Origin of the sequence: Mucilaginibacter terrae, assembly GCF_031951985.1 — a bacterium.
GTDB classification, from domain to species: Bacteria; Bacteroidota; Bacteroidia; order Sphingobacteriales; family Sphingobacteriaceae; genus Mucilaginibacter; species Mucilaginibacter terrae_A.
The window spans coordinates 2,071,986-2,087,146 of the sequence record NZ_JAVLVU010000001.1 but is presented as its reverse complement, the minus strand read 5'-3'; the positions used below and the strand labels follow the sequence as shown (position 1 = coordinate 2,087,146).

At 42.0% G+C, this 15,161-nt stretch carries 17 protein-coding genes; 12 read left to right on the top strand and 5 right to left on the bottom strand.

Features of this window, described 5'->3' with window-relative positions; translation table 11 throughout:
• Positions 1 to 10 precede the first annotated feature (10 nt).
• The 5 genes from QE417_RS08545 (at position 11) to QE417_RS08525 (ending at position 4,904) form a co-directional block, all read left to right on the top strand.
• Entirely contained in the window at positions 11 to 1,465 is a 1,455-nt protein-coding gene (locus QE417_RS08545) for a TolC family protein (RefSeq protein WP_311949302.1), read from the top strand.
• A 70-nt stretch (positions 1,466 to 1,535) separates the two neighbouring features.
• Positions 1,536 to 2,201, top strand: coding sequence for a carbonate dehydratase (gene can / locus QE417_RS08540; protein ID WP_311949300.1), 666 nt, complete (start codon positions 1,536 to 1,538; stop codon positions 2,199 to 2,201).
• Positions 2,202 to 2,460: 259 nt separating this feature from the next.
• On the top strand, positions 2,461 to 3,771 hold the full coding sequence (locus QE417_RS08535) for a DEAD/DEAH box helicase (protein ID WP_311949298.1): 1,311 nt from the start codon (positions 2,461 to 2,463) through the stop codon (positions 3,769 to 3,771).
• Positions 3,772 to 3,804: 33 nt separating this feature from the next.
• Entirely contained in the window at positions 3,805 to 4,134 is a 330-nt protein-coding gene (locus tag QE417_RS08530) for an FtsB family cell division protein (protein ID WP_311949296.1), read from the top strand.
• Between the two features lie 290 nt (positions 4,135 to 4,424).
• Positions 4,425 to 4,904, top strand: a complete 480-nt coding sequence (locus QE417_RS08525; RefSeq protein ID WP_311949294.1) for a hypothetical protein — start codon at positions 4,425 to 4,427, stop codon at positions 4,902 to 4,904.
• A gap of 31 nt (positions 4,905 to 4,935) precedes the next feature.
• Here the strand turns inward: QE417_RS08525 and QE417_RS08520 are convergent, their stop codons facing one another.
• Positions 4,936 to 6,774: a UbiD family decarboxylase gene (locus QE417_RS08520; protein WP_311949292.1), complete on the bottom strand. Its 1,839-nt coding sequence runs from the start codon at positions 6,772 to 6,774 to the stop codon at positions 4,936 to 4,938.
• Positions 6,775 to 6,880: 106 nt separating this feature from the next.
• On the opposite strand from QE417_RS08520, the gene QE417_RS08515 reads away from it, so the two are divergent.
• Positions 6,881 to 7,075 carry a hypothetical protein gene (locus QE417_RS08515; RefSeq protein ID WP_311949290.1) on the top strand — a complete coding sequence of 65 codons (195 nt, stop codon included), beginning with the start codon at positions 6,881 to 6,883 and terminating at the stop codon, positions 7,073 to 7,075.
• Positions 7,076 to 7,273: 198 nt separating this feature from the next.
• Complete coding sequence (locus QE417_RS08510) at positions 7,274 to 8,914, top strand: M28 family metallopeptidase (protein ID WP_311949288.1); 1,641 nt, start codon at positions 7,274 to 7,276, stop codon at positions 8,912 to 8,914.
• 208 nt (positions 8,915 to 9,122) lie between these two features.
• Here QE417_RS08510 and QE417_RS23635 read toward each other — a convergent pair whose 3' ends face one another.
• The 4 genes from QE417_RS23635 to QE417_RS08495 all read right to left on the bottom strand — a co-directional run bounded on the left by QE417_RS23635 (position 9,123) and on the right by QE417_RS08495 (position 12,871).
• Positions 9,123 to 9,377: a PIN domain-containing protein gene (locus QE417_RS23635; RefSeq protein WP_376717542.1), complete on the bottom strand. Its 255-nt coding sequence runs from the start codon at positions 9,375 to 9,377 to the stop codon at positions 9,123 to 9,125.
• A 100-nt stretch (positions 9,378 to 9,477) separates the two neighbouring features.
• Positions 9,478 to 9,669, bottom strand: coding sequence for a hypothetical protein (locus QE417_RS08505; RefSeq protein WP_311949286.1), 192 nt, complete (start codon positions 9,667 to 9,669; stop codon positions 9,478 to 9,480).
• A 48-nt stretch (positions 9,670 to 9,717) separates the two neighbouring features.
• A complete protein-coding gene (locus QE417_RS08500; RefSeq protein ID WP_311949284.1) occupies positions 9,718 to 11,031 on the bottom strand; it encodes a DUF2268 domain-containing putative Zn-dependent protease in 1,314 nt (437 codons plus the stop codon).
• Between the two features lie 70 nt (positions 11,032 to 11,101).
• Positions 11,102 to 12,871: a DUF885 domain-containing protein gene (locus tag QE417_RS08495; protein WP_311949283.1), complete on the bottom strand. Its 1,770-nt coding sequence runs from the start codon at positions 12,869 to 12,871 to the stop codon at positions 11,102 to 11,104.
• A gap of 131 nt (positions 12,872 to 13,002) precedes the next feature.
• Between QE417_RS08495 and QE417_RS08490 the strand changes: the two genes are divergently transcribed.
• The 5 genes from QE417_RS08490 to hpf all read left to right on the top strand — a co-directional run bounded on the left by QE417_RS08490 (position 13,003) and on the right by hpf (position 15,123).
• Positions 13,003 to 13,161, top strand: coding sequence for a hypothetical protein (locus QE417_RS08490; RefSeq protein WP_311949281.1), 159 nt, complete (start codon positions 13,003 to 13,005; stop codon positions 13,159 to 13,161).
• Positions 13,155 to 13,481, top strand: coding sequence for a hypothetical protein (locus QE417_RS08485; RefSeq protein ID WP_311949279.1), 327 nt, complete (start codon positions 13,155 to 13,157; stop codon positions 13,479 to 13,481). The genes QE417_RS08490 and QE417_RS08485 overlap by 7 nt, the downstream gene beginning before the upstream one ends.
• 120 nt (positions 13,482 to 13,601) lie before the next feature.
• Positions 13,602 to 13,793, top strand: coding sequence for a 30S ribosomal protein S21 (gene rpsU / locus QE417_RS08480; protein WP_311949277.1), 192 nt, complete (start codon positions 13,602 to 13,604; stop codon positions 13,791 to 13,793).
• A 72-nt stretch (positions 13,794 to 13,865) separates the two neighbouring features.
• Positions 13,866 to 14,759, top strand: coding sequence for a tyrosine-type recombinase/integrase (locus tag QE417_RS08475; RefSeq protein ID WP_311949275.1), 894 nt, complete (start codon positions 13,866 to 13,868; stop codon positions 14,757 to 14,759).
• Between the two features lie 13 nt (positions 14,760 to 14,772).
• Complete coding sequence (gene hpf, locus QE417_RS08470) at positions 14,773 to 15,123, top strand: ribosome hibernation-promoting factor, HPF/YfiA family (protein ID WP_311949273.1); 351 nt, start codon at positions 14,773 to 14,775, stop codon at positions 15,121 to 15,123.
• Positions 15,124 to 15,161: the final 38 nt, after the last annotated feature.

The following is a 15,161-nucleotide window of genomic DNA, read 5'->3' as shown; positions in this document are numbered from 1 at the left end:
ATAATTATATATGAAGAGACAACAAATAAGTTATCATATAAAAAGCTTGATTTGTGTACTGCTGCTGTGCGTTGTCACGGCACAGGCTCAAAACAGGCCACCTGCCGATACGGGAAAGATTTTCTCCCTTGAAGATCTGCAGGTGATGGCTTTCAGGTATCACCCCATTATAAAGCAGGCATCGTTATTAACTGATGCCGCAAGGGCTAACGTGCTACAATCATTAGGGTATTTTGACCCTACCTTAAAGGCCAATTTTAACCGTAAGGCTTTTGGCAATACCGACTACTATAATTATTGGACCAACGAGCTAAAAGTGCCGCTTTGGCTGGCCGGTGCCGATTTAAAGGTGGGTTATGACCGCAATGCCGGTACCTACACCAACCCCGAAACTCGTACCAGCCTATCGGGCTTAAGCGGTGTAGGATTATCAATACCCTTAGGCGCAGGTTTAATTATTGACGCCCGCCGCAGTACTTTGAGGCAGGCAAAAATTATGGTAGAGTATGCCGAGGCCGAACGTGTAAAGCAAATAAACACTACATGGTACGAAATTGCTAAAGATTACTGGGAATGGTATTATGCGTATAAGCAGTTAAGGTTAACACAGGAAGGTGTTGATTTAGCCCAAACACGTTTCAAAGCCGTAAGTAACCAAACTCAAATTGGCGACAAAGCACCTATCGATTCGGTTGAGGCTTATGTAACAGTTCAGGAGCGAATTATTCAGTTTGAAAAAAACAAGATTGAATTAGCAAATGCGCGACTGATACTTTCCAACCATTTATGGAATGAAGAAGCTAAACCTTTAGAGTTACCTGAAAATGCGATGCCCGAATTATTAGACGGTAACATAAAGCAGGTAAATAAACTGGCGCTCGATACCCTGGTGAGCCGTGCCGCCGATCAGCACCCTGAATTGGTAAAGCTGCGTGCAAAAGGCGGGCAGTTAGCAGTTGAGCGTTTGTACAGGCAGGAAATGTTAAAACCTAAAATTAATATCAGCGGTACGCTTATATCCAACAGGCGTTCATGGAATAGTTATGTACCCGATTATTATGATTTTGGCTGGGCCAATCACAAGGTAGGTCTGGAGTTTTCGTTCCCGTTATTTTTACGTGCCGAGCGTGGTAAATTACGTGAAGTAAAAATTAAACAACAGCAGCTCGATTACGATCTGCAACAATCGGGGCGTGAGATACAAAACAACGTTATAGCTTCTTATAATAGCTTAAAGGCTTATGAAGCCCAATTAGCCGTCCAAATACAAAGTGTTAAAAACCAGAATGCCTTGTTAAAAGGTGAAAATTCGAAGTTTGAATTGGGCGAGAGCACTTTGTTTTTGATTAACAGCCGCGAAACTAAACTCATTGATATGCGCATTAAGCTGGAGAGTATGATAGCTGCCTATCAAAAAACTTTAGCCGAGCTATACTATAAAGCAGGTACCCGGCAAACATTTTAAGAGTTAAGGCAGTTTGTAAGCTTGCAATATCTTTCGTTATTTTAACCAAATTTTAATAAAACCATTTACTATGGCACAAGGCAATTTAGCAATTCACGATACCAGCCACATAACTTACGAAAGTTTGCTGGAAGGCAACCAACAGTTTATTGAAGAAGCATTGCAGGAAGACCCGCAGTTTTTTGAGAAACTGGCTAACGGGCAAAAACCTCCGGTGCTATGGATAGGCTGCGCCGATAGTCGTGTGCCTGCGGATAGAATTACCCGTACCAATCCGGGTGAGATATTTGTACACCGCAATATTGCCAACGTGGTTGTGCATACCGATTTAAACCTGCTATCGGTACTCGATTACGCGGTTAACGTGCTTAAAGTAAAGCACGTAATTGTGGTTGGCCATTACGGTTGCGGTGGTGTACAGGCCGCTATGGGCAACAAACAGTTTGGCTTAATTGATAACTGGCTGCGTGCTATAAAAGACGTTTACCAAAAGCATTTAACTGAATTGGAAACCATTACCGACGAAAAACAGAAGTTTAACCGCATGGTTGAACTCAATGTTATTGAAGGGGTAGCTAACCTTTGCAAAACAACCATTGTACAGGGTGCCTGGGCTAAAAACCAGGAACTGCACATTCACGGTTGGGTTTACGCCCTCGACAGCGGTAAAATTACCGACCTTAAAGTTGATGCAAGCGACAGCAGCAAAATGGGTAGCGTATACAAGTTTGAGTAAACTTTAGAGGCAAGAATAAAGAGCCAGGAATCATGAGATGTTAAAATCAACTTGTTTCCTGGCTTTCTTTTTACTACCCCATCTTCTGTTTTGGCTCTTGTTTCTTAGCTCTTGCTTCTATATTTGGAGCCTGTTTTTTTGCATCTAAATAAAACGTATCTTTGTAAAAATTAACCCCAACAACTATTAACCGGGGGGTACTAAACTCATCATAATACTGTACTGCCGTACAGCTTTACATATACGTTAAACATAATACATGTTATTTGCAGATTTAAATTTAATTGAGCCTATCCTTAAAGCACTTAAAACCGAAGGATATACTCAACCCACACCCATACAGGAACAATCAATACCCATTATATTAGATCGTAAAGATCTGTTAGGATGTGCGCAAACCGGTACCGGTAAAACAGCGGCATTCTCTATCCCCTTATTACAAATACTTTACCAGGAACGTGCACAGCACAAAGAGCAAAAAACCATCAAGGCGCTTATTTTAACGCCAACACGTGAGCTTGCCATTCAAATTGACGAAAGCTTGGCAGCCTATGGCCGTCATACCGGTTTAAAGCATTTGGTTATTTTTGGTGGCGTATCACAAAACCCGCAAACCGAGGCCTTGCGCCGTGGTGTTGATATTTTGGTAGCAACCCCGGGCCGTTTGCTTGATTTAATGAACCAGCGCTTTGTGCATTTAGACCATGTTAAGTTCTTGGTTTTAGACGAAGCCGACCGTATGCTTGATATGGGCTTTGTACATGATGTTAAAAAGGTAATTGCCAAAGTGCCCCAAAAACGTCAAACGCTGTTCTTTTCGGCTACCATGCCTAAAGAAATTCAGGAACTGGCCAACACGATATTAAACAAACCGCTTAAGGTAGAGGTTACCCCAATTTCATCAACCGCCGAAACTATTCAGCAGGAGATGTACTTTGTGGATAAGGGCGATAAACGCGGCCTTTTATCGCACATATTAAAAGACAAGAACATTAAAACTGCCCTGGTATTTACCCGCACCAAGCACGGTGCCGATAAGGTGGTAAAAGACCTGAGCCGCGAAGGTATTACTGCCGAGGCTATACATGGTAATAAATCACAAAATGCCCGCCAGCGTGCTTTGACCAACTTTAAAAACCGCACCACGCGTATACTGGTAGCTACCGATATTGCCGCCCGTGGTATTGATGTAGACGATTTAACCCACGTAATAAACTACGAATTACCCAACGTGCCCGAAACCTATGTACACCGCATTGGCCGTACAGGTAGGGCAGGGGCAAGTGGTATTGCCTTATCATTTTGCGATCATGAGGAAAAAGAGTTTTTAAGGGATATTCAAAAACTCATTGCCATTACCATTCCAGTAAATGATGAGCACCCTTATCCTATGAAACAAATGAACAGTGTTGACAGGATACGCGAGGAAATGAAAAGCCAGGGAGGTAATCGTGGTGGCCGTTCATCAGGCGGTAACCGTAACGGTGGTAACAGGCGCTTTAGCGGTGGCGGCGGTGGTAACCGCAGGTCATCGGGCAGTGGTAAGCCTGCAGCAAAAAAACAATCGTAAGTGTTTGTAAGTTAAAATATTCGCTTTACATTTATGATGAATTACAAGCTGAACTTTAATATGAGGCGTGCGCTTAATTTGCTTAGAAACAAATACTTCCTGGTAACGGCGGCATTTGTAGTGTGGATGTTGTTTTTTGATAAGAACGACCTCTATACCCAGTTTGAGCACCGCCAGCAATTAATTAAACTGGAGCAGGAGCGTGACTTTTACACCAAAGAAACTGCCCAGGTAGCCAAAGAGTTAGATGAGTTAACCTCTAACCCCGAAAAGCTCGAAAAATTTGCCCGCGAAAAATACCTCATGAAAAAAGCCGATGAGGACGTTTTTGTGATCGTGAAGGGAAAGAAAGAAGATAAATAAAAAAGGAGATGCCGAGGCATCTCCTTTTTTATTTACCCACGTAGTTACACCCGAAAAATTAATCAGGTATAAATACGTATATGCGTTTAACCGTGATACCATACCTTAGCATTGCGATCAATAAAATTAGAGAAGCTGAAAAGCTGATCAGGCACTCCGCAAGGGAGTGCCTTTTTTGTTTAATCACTATTTTAACTTTCGATGAACTTATCCAATCCTTGCTTAGAAAATCGTCGTCTTTCAACCACATTTTGCAATGCCGAAAGCGCATTTTTTGCTTACTTAGTATAATGCCTACTGAAGAAGTTATATATAGTACCTCGCCTGTTGATTTTAATAAGAGAGTGTGGCTGAATTTTAGACGGGATTGGTTTTTGTTTTTTTACTTGACCACTGTTGCTATTGGCATACGGGAATTTAACTGGCTTGGAATTATACTTACAATTTTAATTACTGTGTTTTATGTGAGTATTATACTATACGATGCTTTTGAAAAAGCGCATTTGCAAATTATTGAAATAGCGGTAACCGATACTGACTTTTTGCTAACTGTGTTGCAACGAAATAAACTAAAAGGATTTAGCGTGTCAATAAGAGCAATGCGCCCTCGTTTGGAGAGAGTATCAGGAGGGAAGCGTTTTCTTTCTTATTTTAAACTCTCTTTATTCAATTATGATAACCACTTTTTGAGTCAATATTCAAATGGAACAAAAAAGTCAAAAGATGAACTTTATAAAATTATTCATCAAATTGAGTCAATAGCCTATTAACTCTCGCCAATGGATATGTCCTCATAGCCTACTATATCACCCCATACAAACTTCCCCCTTTTGCACCTAAAGCATCCACCGTTTTTTCAACCGCGGGGTCTTTAATAAGTTCGGGTGCATGGTGCGGTTTAATACGGGCATTGATGATCATCGGCCCACGGCAGCCCCAGTGTTTGTGCTCGGTAAAGCTATCGATACCATAAATATCGTGCGATGGGTTACTGCGGGTAAAGGTTACCCAAATAAGGTTATTGATAGTTTGCGCGGTAAAGCCGGCATCATCACATAGCACCATCAGGGGCAAGCCGCTCAGGTCGGTATCTTTTACGTAGCTGTTCATAATGTCAATGGCACCCGCAATGTCATCTTCATGAATAAATTTAGGCACTTCAATAGCCAGCACACCCGGCATAGCCAGCTTGAAAATATTAAAAGGGCGTGGTAGGCTGAAACCGGCAGGTAGTTCTGTCCATAGCTCCCGCTTCTTTTCACCTGCTGCTGCAATGGCTACTTTGCTACCACTGTTAAGGCCGCTGCCACTGTAATCGAGTGTGTCGATAGTGGTTTTGGTGTAAAAATGCAGGTCGCAGGTAAGATCAATACGCTCCAACACATGTTTCAGGAAGCTTTCTATGTTATGAATATCCAGAGATGGGTCGTCCTCCTTTGCAGCAATAAACAGGTATTTAGCCAGGCTTAGCTGGTTTTTTCCTAAAATATGATTGGCAATAGTGAGTATTTCCTGCGGACGGCGTTCTTTTAAATAAGGCGTGTACCGCTCACTGCCAATGGCAAACAACAGCGGGTGAACACCGGCTGCATCCACCGCGTTCACGGCATGTAGTCCCGGAATCTCTGATGGTAAGGCCGATCCTGTAATTTCATGTATCAAAGCCCCAAAGCTGGTGTCCTCTTGTGGTGGGCGACCAACCACCGTAAACGACCACACGGCGTCTTTACGGTGATAAACCTTATGCACCTTCATCAGCGGAAAAGGGTGGGTAAGGCTGTAATAACCTAAATGGTCGCCAAAAGGGCCCTCTGGTTTATTTTCGTGCGGCATTACGGTTCCGGTAATTACAAAATCGGCATCGGCCGAAATACAAAAACCCTCAGCATCATAAAAATAGCGGAACCTGCGGTTACCCAACGCTCCGGCAAAAGTCATTTCTGATAGACCCTCGGGTAACGGCATCACCGCCGCAACAGGGTGCGATGGTGGGCCTCCCACAAATATGCTCACCTTAAGCGGCTGCCCTTTAGCATTGGCCTTGGTTTGGTGCACGCCAATACCACGGTGAAGCTGGTAGTGCAGGCCAATTTCCTGGTTGGTTATATAATCATTGCCACCTAACTGTATGCGGTACATGCCCAGATTAGCGTTCATAATGCCGGGTTTATCGGCATCTTCGGTGTATACCTGCGGCATGGTTACAAACGGGCCACCGTCCATAGGCCAATTTATTATCTGGGGCAGGGCACTAATTTGGGTACGGCCAAAGTTAATAGGCGCATTTTTGCCAACCTTCATGGGCAGGGCTGATAGTGCCGTCATGGCCACATTGGCGTAACTGAACGGACGTTTTATAGCCCTCATTGGGTCGGTTTTAATATCAACCAGCGTTTTTACCTTTTCCAGTGTGTCTCTAAAGATGAACTTAGAACGATCGAGCGTACCAAATAAATTACTTACCGCCGGGAATTTACTGCCCTTTACATTTTCGAACAAAATAGCCGGTCCCTGGTGTTCGAAAACACGCAGGTGAATGGCCGCCATTTGCAGGTATGGGTCAACTTCTTCTTTTATACGTATAAGGTGACCATGTTTTTCGAGGTCAGTAATGCAGGCTTGTAAACTTGGATATCCCATTTACCGGTAATATTATGATGTGTCAAAAGTACTCAAAAAATGCAGAGCTACCGGGCCTGATCGAGTTACAATTCATATCTCGGTACTAAATGCTTAATTTTGCAGCATGACAAATGAAGAGGTAGTTGCGGCACTTAAAATTGTTGCAGAAACAGGTAAGGTAAAAGACATTAGTAAAGAAGATTTGCAAAGTTTAAAAGAGTATAACCTGGTTACACCAGTGGAGGATGAAAAGACAAAGAAGATTAGTTATGCGTTGACCAAAAAAGGGCGTGTAATGTTCAAGGCCAATTCTAAATAAACTTATATTTTCCATATTCCCCTCTTGAGAGAGGGCGGAAGAGGCCGAGCGTTGGCAGGGGTGTGTTTCGCTAACTTTTCATCTCAAAAGGACACACACCTGCCCCTCTCAAGAGGTAAGCGCACGCGCCTTTCTCCTAAAAAACCTCATTCCATAAAAATGTATTTTTAGGCTTAGTATTAACTCATACATTACCTTATGTTATTTAGTAAAATCTCACGGTTGGCAAGCTGCCTTATTTTAGGCGCTGTAATATCGGCATTTGCTCAAAAAAACGTTCAAGGCTTTAGTGCCGAAACTTATACCAAATATGTAAAAGCCATTGCATCTGATGAGTTGTTAGGCCGAATGCCTTTTTCGGCCGGCGAAAGCAAAACCATACAATACCTCGAACAACAGTTCAAAGCGTTAGGCTTAGAGCCCGGCAATAAAGGTAGCTATTTACAGGAAGTTCCTATGGTGGCCATTTCTTGTAGCCCTAAATCGGGTATGAATGTAACTACGCCTAATTCATCGTTTAACCTTGAAGGGTTTAAGGATTATGTGATATGGACACGCCGTACCGACGCTATTATTGATCTAAAAAGTGATGAGGTTGTATTTGCAGGCTTTGGTATTACCGCCCCCGAGTTTAACCATGATGATTATGCCGGGCTTGATGTAAAAGGTAAAGTAGTAGTAGTGTTGGTGAACGACCCTGGTTATTACGATGCCAAACAGTTTAAAGGCAAAACCATGACTTATTACGGCCGCTGGACGTACAAATATGATGAAGCCGCCCGTCATGGCGCTAAAGGGTGCTTGATTATACATGACACCGCCCCGGCTGCCTACAATTTTAGTGTGGTGCAAAACAGTTGGAAAACCACCAAGCTTTATTTAGATAGCCGTGGAAAAGAAACTTACAAATGTGCTGTTGAAGGCTGGCTTACCCTGCCCGCTACCGAGCAGTTATTACAGACATCGGGTACAAACTATAAAACTTTATTAGCCAATGCGCTCAAAAGCGACTTTAAAGCTATTCCGCTGCCATTGAAATTGAACACCGGTATAAATGTATGGGCTACCTACAAAAAATCGCACAATGTGGTGGCTAAAATCAGCGGTACTCAAAAGGCTGATGAATGTATTGTTTACTCGGCCCACTGGGACCATTTTGGCGTAAGTAAGCCTGATGCCAAAGGTGATAGCATATATAATGGCGCGGTTGATAACGCCAGTGGTACGGCCGCCCTGTTAGAACTGGCCCGTGTGTTTAAGCAAAATAAGGTTAAGCCTGCCCGTAGCATCGTGTTCCTGTCAGTAACTGCAGAGGAGCAGGGATTATGGGGATCGGCATGGTATGCCGAGAACCCTGTTTTTCCGAAGGAGAAAACGGTGGCTGATATTAATATGGATATGTTTTATCCGTACGGAAAGACCAAAGACATTGGGCTGGTTGGTTTCGGCCAGTCGGAACTCGAAGATTATTTAAAGGAAGAAGCCGTCAAGCAGGGCCGCTATATTGCACCCGAGGCTGATGCGTCGAAAGGTATGTACTTCCGGTCGGACCATTTTAACTTTGCCAAAGTAGGCATACCTGCTTTGTATACCGAAAGTGGTGTTGATTTAATAGGCAAGGGAAAAGAAGTTGGTTTAAAAATGCATAACGATTACACGGCAAATACTTACCACAAACCATCAGATGAGGTTACGGCCAATTGGGATGTAAGCGGAACTATACAAGATTTAGAATTACTATATGCCGTGGGCAAAAAGCTGTCCTATTCAACCACCTTATGGCCAAAGTGGAAAGTAGGATCGGAGTTTAAAGCTATACGCGAGCACTACAAGAAGTAATCACAGCAGAAGGCCGGGACAATCTCCCGGTCTTTTTTGTTTCCTCTTTATTGCAAGACTTAAAACCCCAAAAGAATATACCCAACCAAATCAACCCTTTAATTAAAAAGAACAGAAATCCGGCAACGCCAACACGCTTAAGCCATGTTTTCATAAGTTTGATAAAGGTAAGGGGTAATGAGGAAATTTAAAACGCCTATATTACACGCTAAACATCTAAAATAAGAGCATTTAAACCTTCAATCTTTCCAAAATTAGTATCACCTGTTATAAGGGGCAGGTTAATTAGTAAAGCCGAAGCAGCAATTATAGCATCGGGAAGTTTGACACCATGTTTACGCCTGATTTGAATAGTTAAGTTGCTAAGTGTTTGCGAGTGTTCTATCTTAAAACACGTAGATAACATTGCTTTTATTATTTGTTCTTCGGCAGGAGTGATCGTTTTCTTACTTAACAGTTCAATTTCGGTTATGTAAGAGTAAGCCCATCCATCGTGAATAAAAGGAAGTATTTAGGGGTTTTCATCAAAAAGGTAAATAAAGCAGTTGGTGTCGGCCAGGTATTTAATCCCACTCATTTCTTATCTTCTGCTGATATTCTATAGGGTCGCCAAAAGCCCCTTTAAGTTTTCCGAAGAAATCAGATAACACAGGTTTCTTTTCAGCCGAATTTTGAAGTTTTTTTACTGCTTCAGCTATTTCCTTTTTCTTGGCATCTTTTTTTATTACAACTACCCTATTGCAGCGTTTACTCAAATATAACGCTAAATTCTTAAACGTTGCATAATTGCAACGTTTATTTGATTACTGCCCGGCAGTTGTAAAATCAATCAAATATGGATTTATCGAAACACCATCTTTATTCATAAACCGTGGCCCCAGCAGCAACTGGTAACGACGATTAGGTTTCAGTTCCACCTCGATGGTCATTTGCTTACCATCATCTGAAAACCCGATAAAGCGTTGAACCCGCATGAGGTTATCCATTCCCAAAGGTCCCAATTCGAAATTGCGTGAACGCTTGTTCATCCCGGTAGAAAACTCAATGGTAATTTGCGTAGTAGCCGGGTTTACATCATTTGCACCGTTTTTGAAGGGTTTAATGCCTGCTACCGCCGGTCGGCTTACTTCATATTGGCTTTTAAGTGCTGATGACTTTTGGTTGAAATATTCCGACTGGTCGACAAATGCCAACAGATCGGCATCGTTATTATAGTCAAGCTCTATCATTTGTTTAATGGCTTGCTGCTTATCTTTTACTTTATTGTAATAATTCTGGCAAATGAGGTAGCCCACGTAATAGCCTAAATCGCGTTCATTAAATTCATTTTGTTCATCATTGTAAAGCCAATAACCATAGTTAATACTATTTAACAATTGCCGGGCAAAAACCTGTTTCAACCTTTGGGTATTGATGTTGCTTTTAAACATGGCAAAAGTAGGAGAGGCCTGCCCGGTAGCTTTAACAGCCATAAATTCGGCCACACCTTCCATTATGCATTGCCCCAACAGGGTATTTATTTGTGTTGATTTTTGCTGGGTATGCACATACTCATGTACATTGGTAAACACAAGCGATTTAATAGGGTTGGTTTTAAAAAAGTTACCCAGATTTTTATAATTATCAGGAAACTCACTGGTAACGGTATACTCATCGGTCATCGAAATTTCAGAGCCCACAAGTACATTATTATTAAGGGTTGTACCGCCGCTGCGTAATATGCCCATGGTAAAGTATACCTGTGCAGGTTTTAATTGCGGATAGAGCTTTCTTAATTTGGATACGTTGATGGCAATATCACTTGCAAATGCTTTTGCTTTTAGTGTATTGGTTCTAATGGAGTTCCAAAAGAGCGGATAGCGGTTAATAGCATCAATGTATTGTTTGGCGGTATAATTGCGTACCTGCATCATGGCTTTTAAGCCCGGGGTACCTTTATTTATGAATAATTGGTTTAGGTAGTTTAATTGTTGGGTGCTGTCTTTAGTGGCGGTTATTTTATCGTAAGCATTCCAAAAGTTAGTAATGTCGGTAGCAATTACAACCTCAGGTTTTTGTTGCGCGTACGATGGCTGCGCACCAAACAGCAAAGCGGCGAACAGAAATATATACTTCATATATACACTGGTCGCCGCCCGTTTAGCTTTCGTGACACCTAAATGCAAATTTAATTTGAATGGCTGATTTCTACTTTGTAGTTTCTTTCTTTTTAGCCAGCATTAATTGTTTAATAAACTTAACAGGTGCACTGCCATAGCTCAAAAACTTCTCGTTAAAATCTTTAACCGTATATTTTTCGCCCATTTGCTTTTTGTAGGCATTGCGCAGGTCAACAATTTCTTTGTAGCCGGTGTAGTAGCTGGTAAGTTGCACGCTGCTCACGCTTACGCGTTTCCATTTACCTTCGGCTTCGGCCTGTTGTTGAAATGCTTCCTGGGTGAGTAGTTTGATGGCTTGCTCTTTGGTCATGCTGTTGGCATGCACACTGTAATCTAAAATGGTATTACATACCGAGCGTAAGTTCCATTTGTACCACATGAGGCGTAGCTCAGGTTCGTTGTTACCATAGCCGGCATCCAGCATCATTTCTTCGCTGTATACAGCCCAGCCCTCAATCATGGCACCGTTTTGTAATACCGATTTAATTAAGCTTGGGGCTTTGTTAGAGTATACCAACTGGGTGTAATGCCCCGGAATAGCCTCATGAATACATAAAATTTGCAGTAAATACTGGTTATATTCGCGCAGGTAGCTCTCCGCACGCTCGGGCGACCACCCGGCCAGGCTGCCCACGTTAAAATAAGTATTGCCGCTCTTATCATATGGCCCCGGCGAACTTACCGATGCACCGGCCACGCCGGCCATGTAAGCAGGTTCCTTACGAACGATCAAAGGTTTAGATGGATCTTGCGTAAGCAGGTTTTTAGCTTTAACAAAATCAACCAGTTTGGGTAAAATGCCTTGTATGGCGGTTTGAAAATCTTCGGGCTTGGCATGTTTGGTCGATAGGGTATCTATCATCTTACCAATCAGTTCTAATGAGTCTTTAGGCATATCGCGCTTGCCAAAATATTTAGGCCAAAGCTGTTTGCTGAGTTTAACCATTTCGCGGTGCACCAGTTTTTTGCGCTCCATAGCTGCATTAAAAATCTGCTGGGCATTCAGCTCCGATTGTATTTCATACTTAAATTTCTCCTGGTATAAATTTTGCCCTAATCTAAAGCTGCGCGGTTTGGGGCTTTTAAGTTTACCAAGCCAATCGACAAAGTTCTTAATGGCATCAACAGATAGCTTTGCGCGGGTAAGCATTTGTTTTTGGGTAGACTCGGCTATCTTGGTTTTCTTGAGCGAATCGGCAAAATCTTTTTCAAAAACGCCAATGCCGCCGTTTAACTGGTCTATGGTTAAGCTGGTAAGCTCGGGCACAGGGTTTTTGATTTGCTTTTGCGCCTCCTTATAATAAGCCGGTATATTTTCCATCCTCTCATAAAAGTTACGCAGGCGTTTATCCAGCGGGGCGTACTTTTCATTTAATATATAAGCAAACGTACCAATGATGTTGTAAGAGGTAGGGTTCCATTCCCAAGATTTAAGGGTTTGCACGTTCCACTGCATTTGTTGCAGCTCATTTTGTATCAATTGAAAATCTATTTTATTGGCATCAGTTAAGGTATTGGGGTCGTAACGTAGCAGCGAGTCGGTTTCTACCTTGGTAAAACTGCTTATTTTATCGCGATAGCTGTTAGTGGGAACCACCAGCAAGCTATCATAGTTATGGTAGCCGGTCATGGTGGCCCGGTCGGGGTCAAGTTTCCAAAGTGCTTCCAGGAAATGCTGGGTGTAACCGTTAAAGGCTGCATCGTCTTTGTTCATTTCCTGCATGCCGCCACCATCTTTTTTACAACTAATGAGGAGAAATGCTGCTATAACTATTGCCGGTAAAAATTTATATGCCACTTTAATTGATGTTTGTAATTAGGAGGCATAAACGTACGCATTTAGTCTAAAATAATTAACAAAAGTGATTTTATGAGGAGGCGCCTTCAACCAACTCGTGTGTAAATTGTTGTAACTTAAAATATTGAAACATGGCCGATAATAATCCAATACTTATTGACGAAATAGTAAAATTGCTGAATGGTGGCACAGCCCACGCTACGCTGGATGATGCACTTAAAGGCCTGCCCGCTAATCAACGTGGCGAAAAACCGCATGGTTTTTACCTTATAGTATATGGCAATTGGTAGAGCATATACGCATTGCCCTGTGGGATATGCTGGAGTTTAGTAAGGATGGCAATCATCAATCACCCAAATGGCCCGATGAGTACTGGGTAAAGGAAGTAGCACCGGCCAAGGAAGATGCCTGGGATAAATCTATCGCACAAATAAAAGCAGATTTGCAGGAACTGACCGAACTGGTAAAAACCGGGGATCTATACACGCCAATACCACATGGCGAAGGGCAAACCCTGCTTCGCGAAGCCTTGCAGGCTGCCGACCATACGGCTTATCACGTGGCCGAAATTATTGTTATCAGGCGGTTGTTGGGCAGTTGGAAATCGTGATGTTGACATTAGTTAAGATTATCAGTTAGTTAGCCAAAATATATTATTGAAAAAACGTTTAAATATTCAAAAGCTATTCCGTACCTTTGCTCTCCCTGAAAGGAGGTATATAGAAGGAATATGATTATCATCAATGTAAAAGACGGAGAATCGTTAGATAAAGCGCTGAAACGTTTTAAAAAGAAATTTGAGAAAACCGGTGTATTACGCGAACTGCGTAGTCGTCAGGCATACGAGAAAAAATCAGTTACCCGTCGTAACGTGGTTAAACATGCCGTCTACAAACAAGGCTTAAATCAGGAAACAGTTTAATTTTAAACTTCCTGTTTTGATATATTAAAACTATTTGTACTTTGCCTTTTCGGCATTGTTCAAATAGTTTTTATGTTTTTAGAGCAGTTTATATCCTATATTAAATACGAGAAGCGGTACTCGCTGCATACCGTTGCTGCTTATGAGTCAGACCTGGCTCAGTTCTATACTTTTTTAAACCACCCCGAGGTGGTTATTCATCACCCCAGCGAAGTTACCCATCACCACATCCGCAACTGGATGGTGGAATTGATGAACGCCGATATTACAGGTCGGTCCATTAACCGCAAAATTGCAACGCTGCGCAAATATTTTAAATTCTTATTACAGGGACAGCATATAACAGCTACACCTACCGCGCGTGTACAAACACCTAAGGCATCCAAGCAATTGCCCGTAGTGGTTGATGAGGAGAAGCTCTCGCGCTTGTTGGATAACAACGATATTTTTAGCGAAGATTTTGCCGGCGTGCGCGATAAACTCATTATCGAACTGCTGTTTGGAACCGGTATGCGCCTGGCCGAACTGTTGGGAATAATAGATGCCGACATCGATACTTACGAGGGCACTGTAAAAGTGTTGGGCAAGCGCAATAAGCAACGCATAATACCACTTAATAAAGAACTAAAGCAATTATTGCTGAAATACAGTACGTTAAAGAAAAATGAAATTTTTGCTAACAATTCGTTAAAATTAATCGTTACAAATAAGGGAGCCGATGCTTATCCTAAAATGGTTTATTTAATTGTGCAAAAATATTTGAACTACATATCAACCCAAAATAAAAAAAGCCCGCACGTGCTGCGGCATACATTTGCCACAAGTTTATTAAACAAAGGTGCTGATCTTAACGCTATTAAAGATTTGTTGGGCCACGCCAGTTTAAGTGCTACGCAGGTGTACACCCATAATTCAGTTGAACGACTTAAATCTATTTATAAACAAGCCCATCCAAAGGCTAATTAACAAGGAGGAACATATGAAAATTACTGTTCAGGCGATTCATTTTAGTGCAGACAAGAAACTTATTGATTTTATCCAGAAAAAAGCCGACAAACTGGAACAGTTTAGTGATAATATAATTAGCGGAGAGGTGTATTTAAAATTGGAGAACACCGGCGAAGAAGCTAACAAGATAACGGAAATAAAATTGCTTACCCCGGGCAACCAGTTGTTTGCAAGTCATCAATGCAAAACGTTTGAAGAGGGTACCGACCTTGCAATCGAGAGCTTGCGCAAACAAATTCAGAAGCATAAGCAAAAACAAACTGCCATAACTGAGGCAGCGCGTAAGGTTGATCCGTTGGCAATTGAAGAGGATGAATATTGAAAATCAACATGATATGAACAAAAAAATGAGCAGGTTTA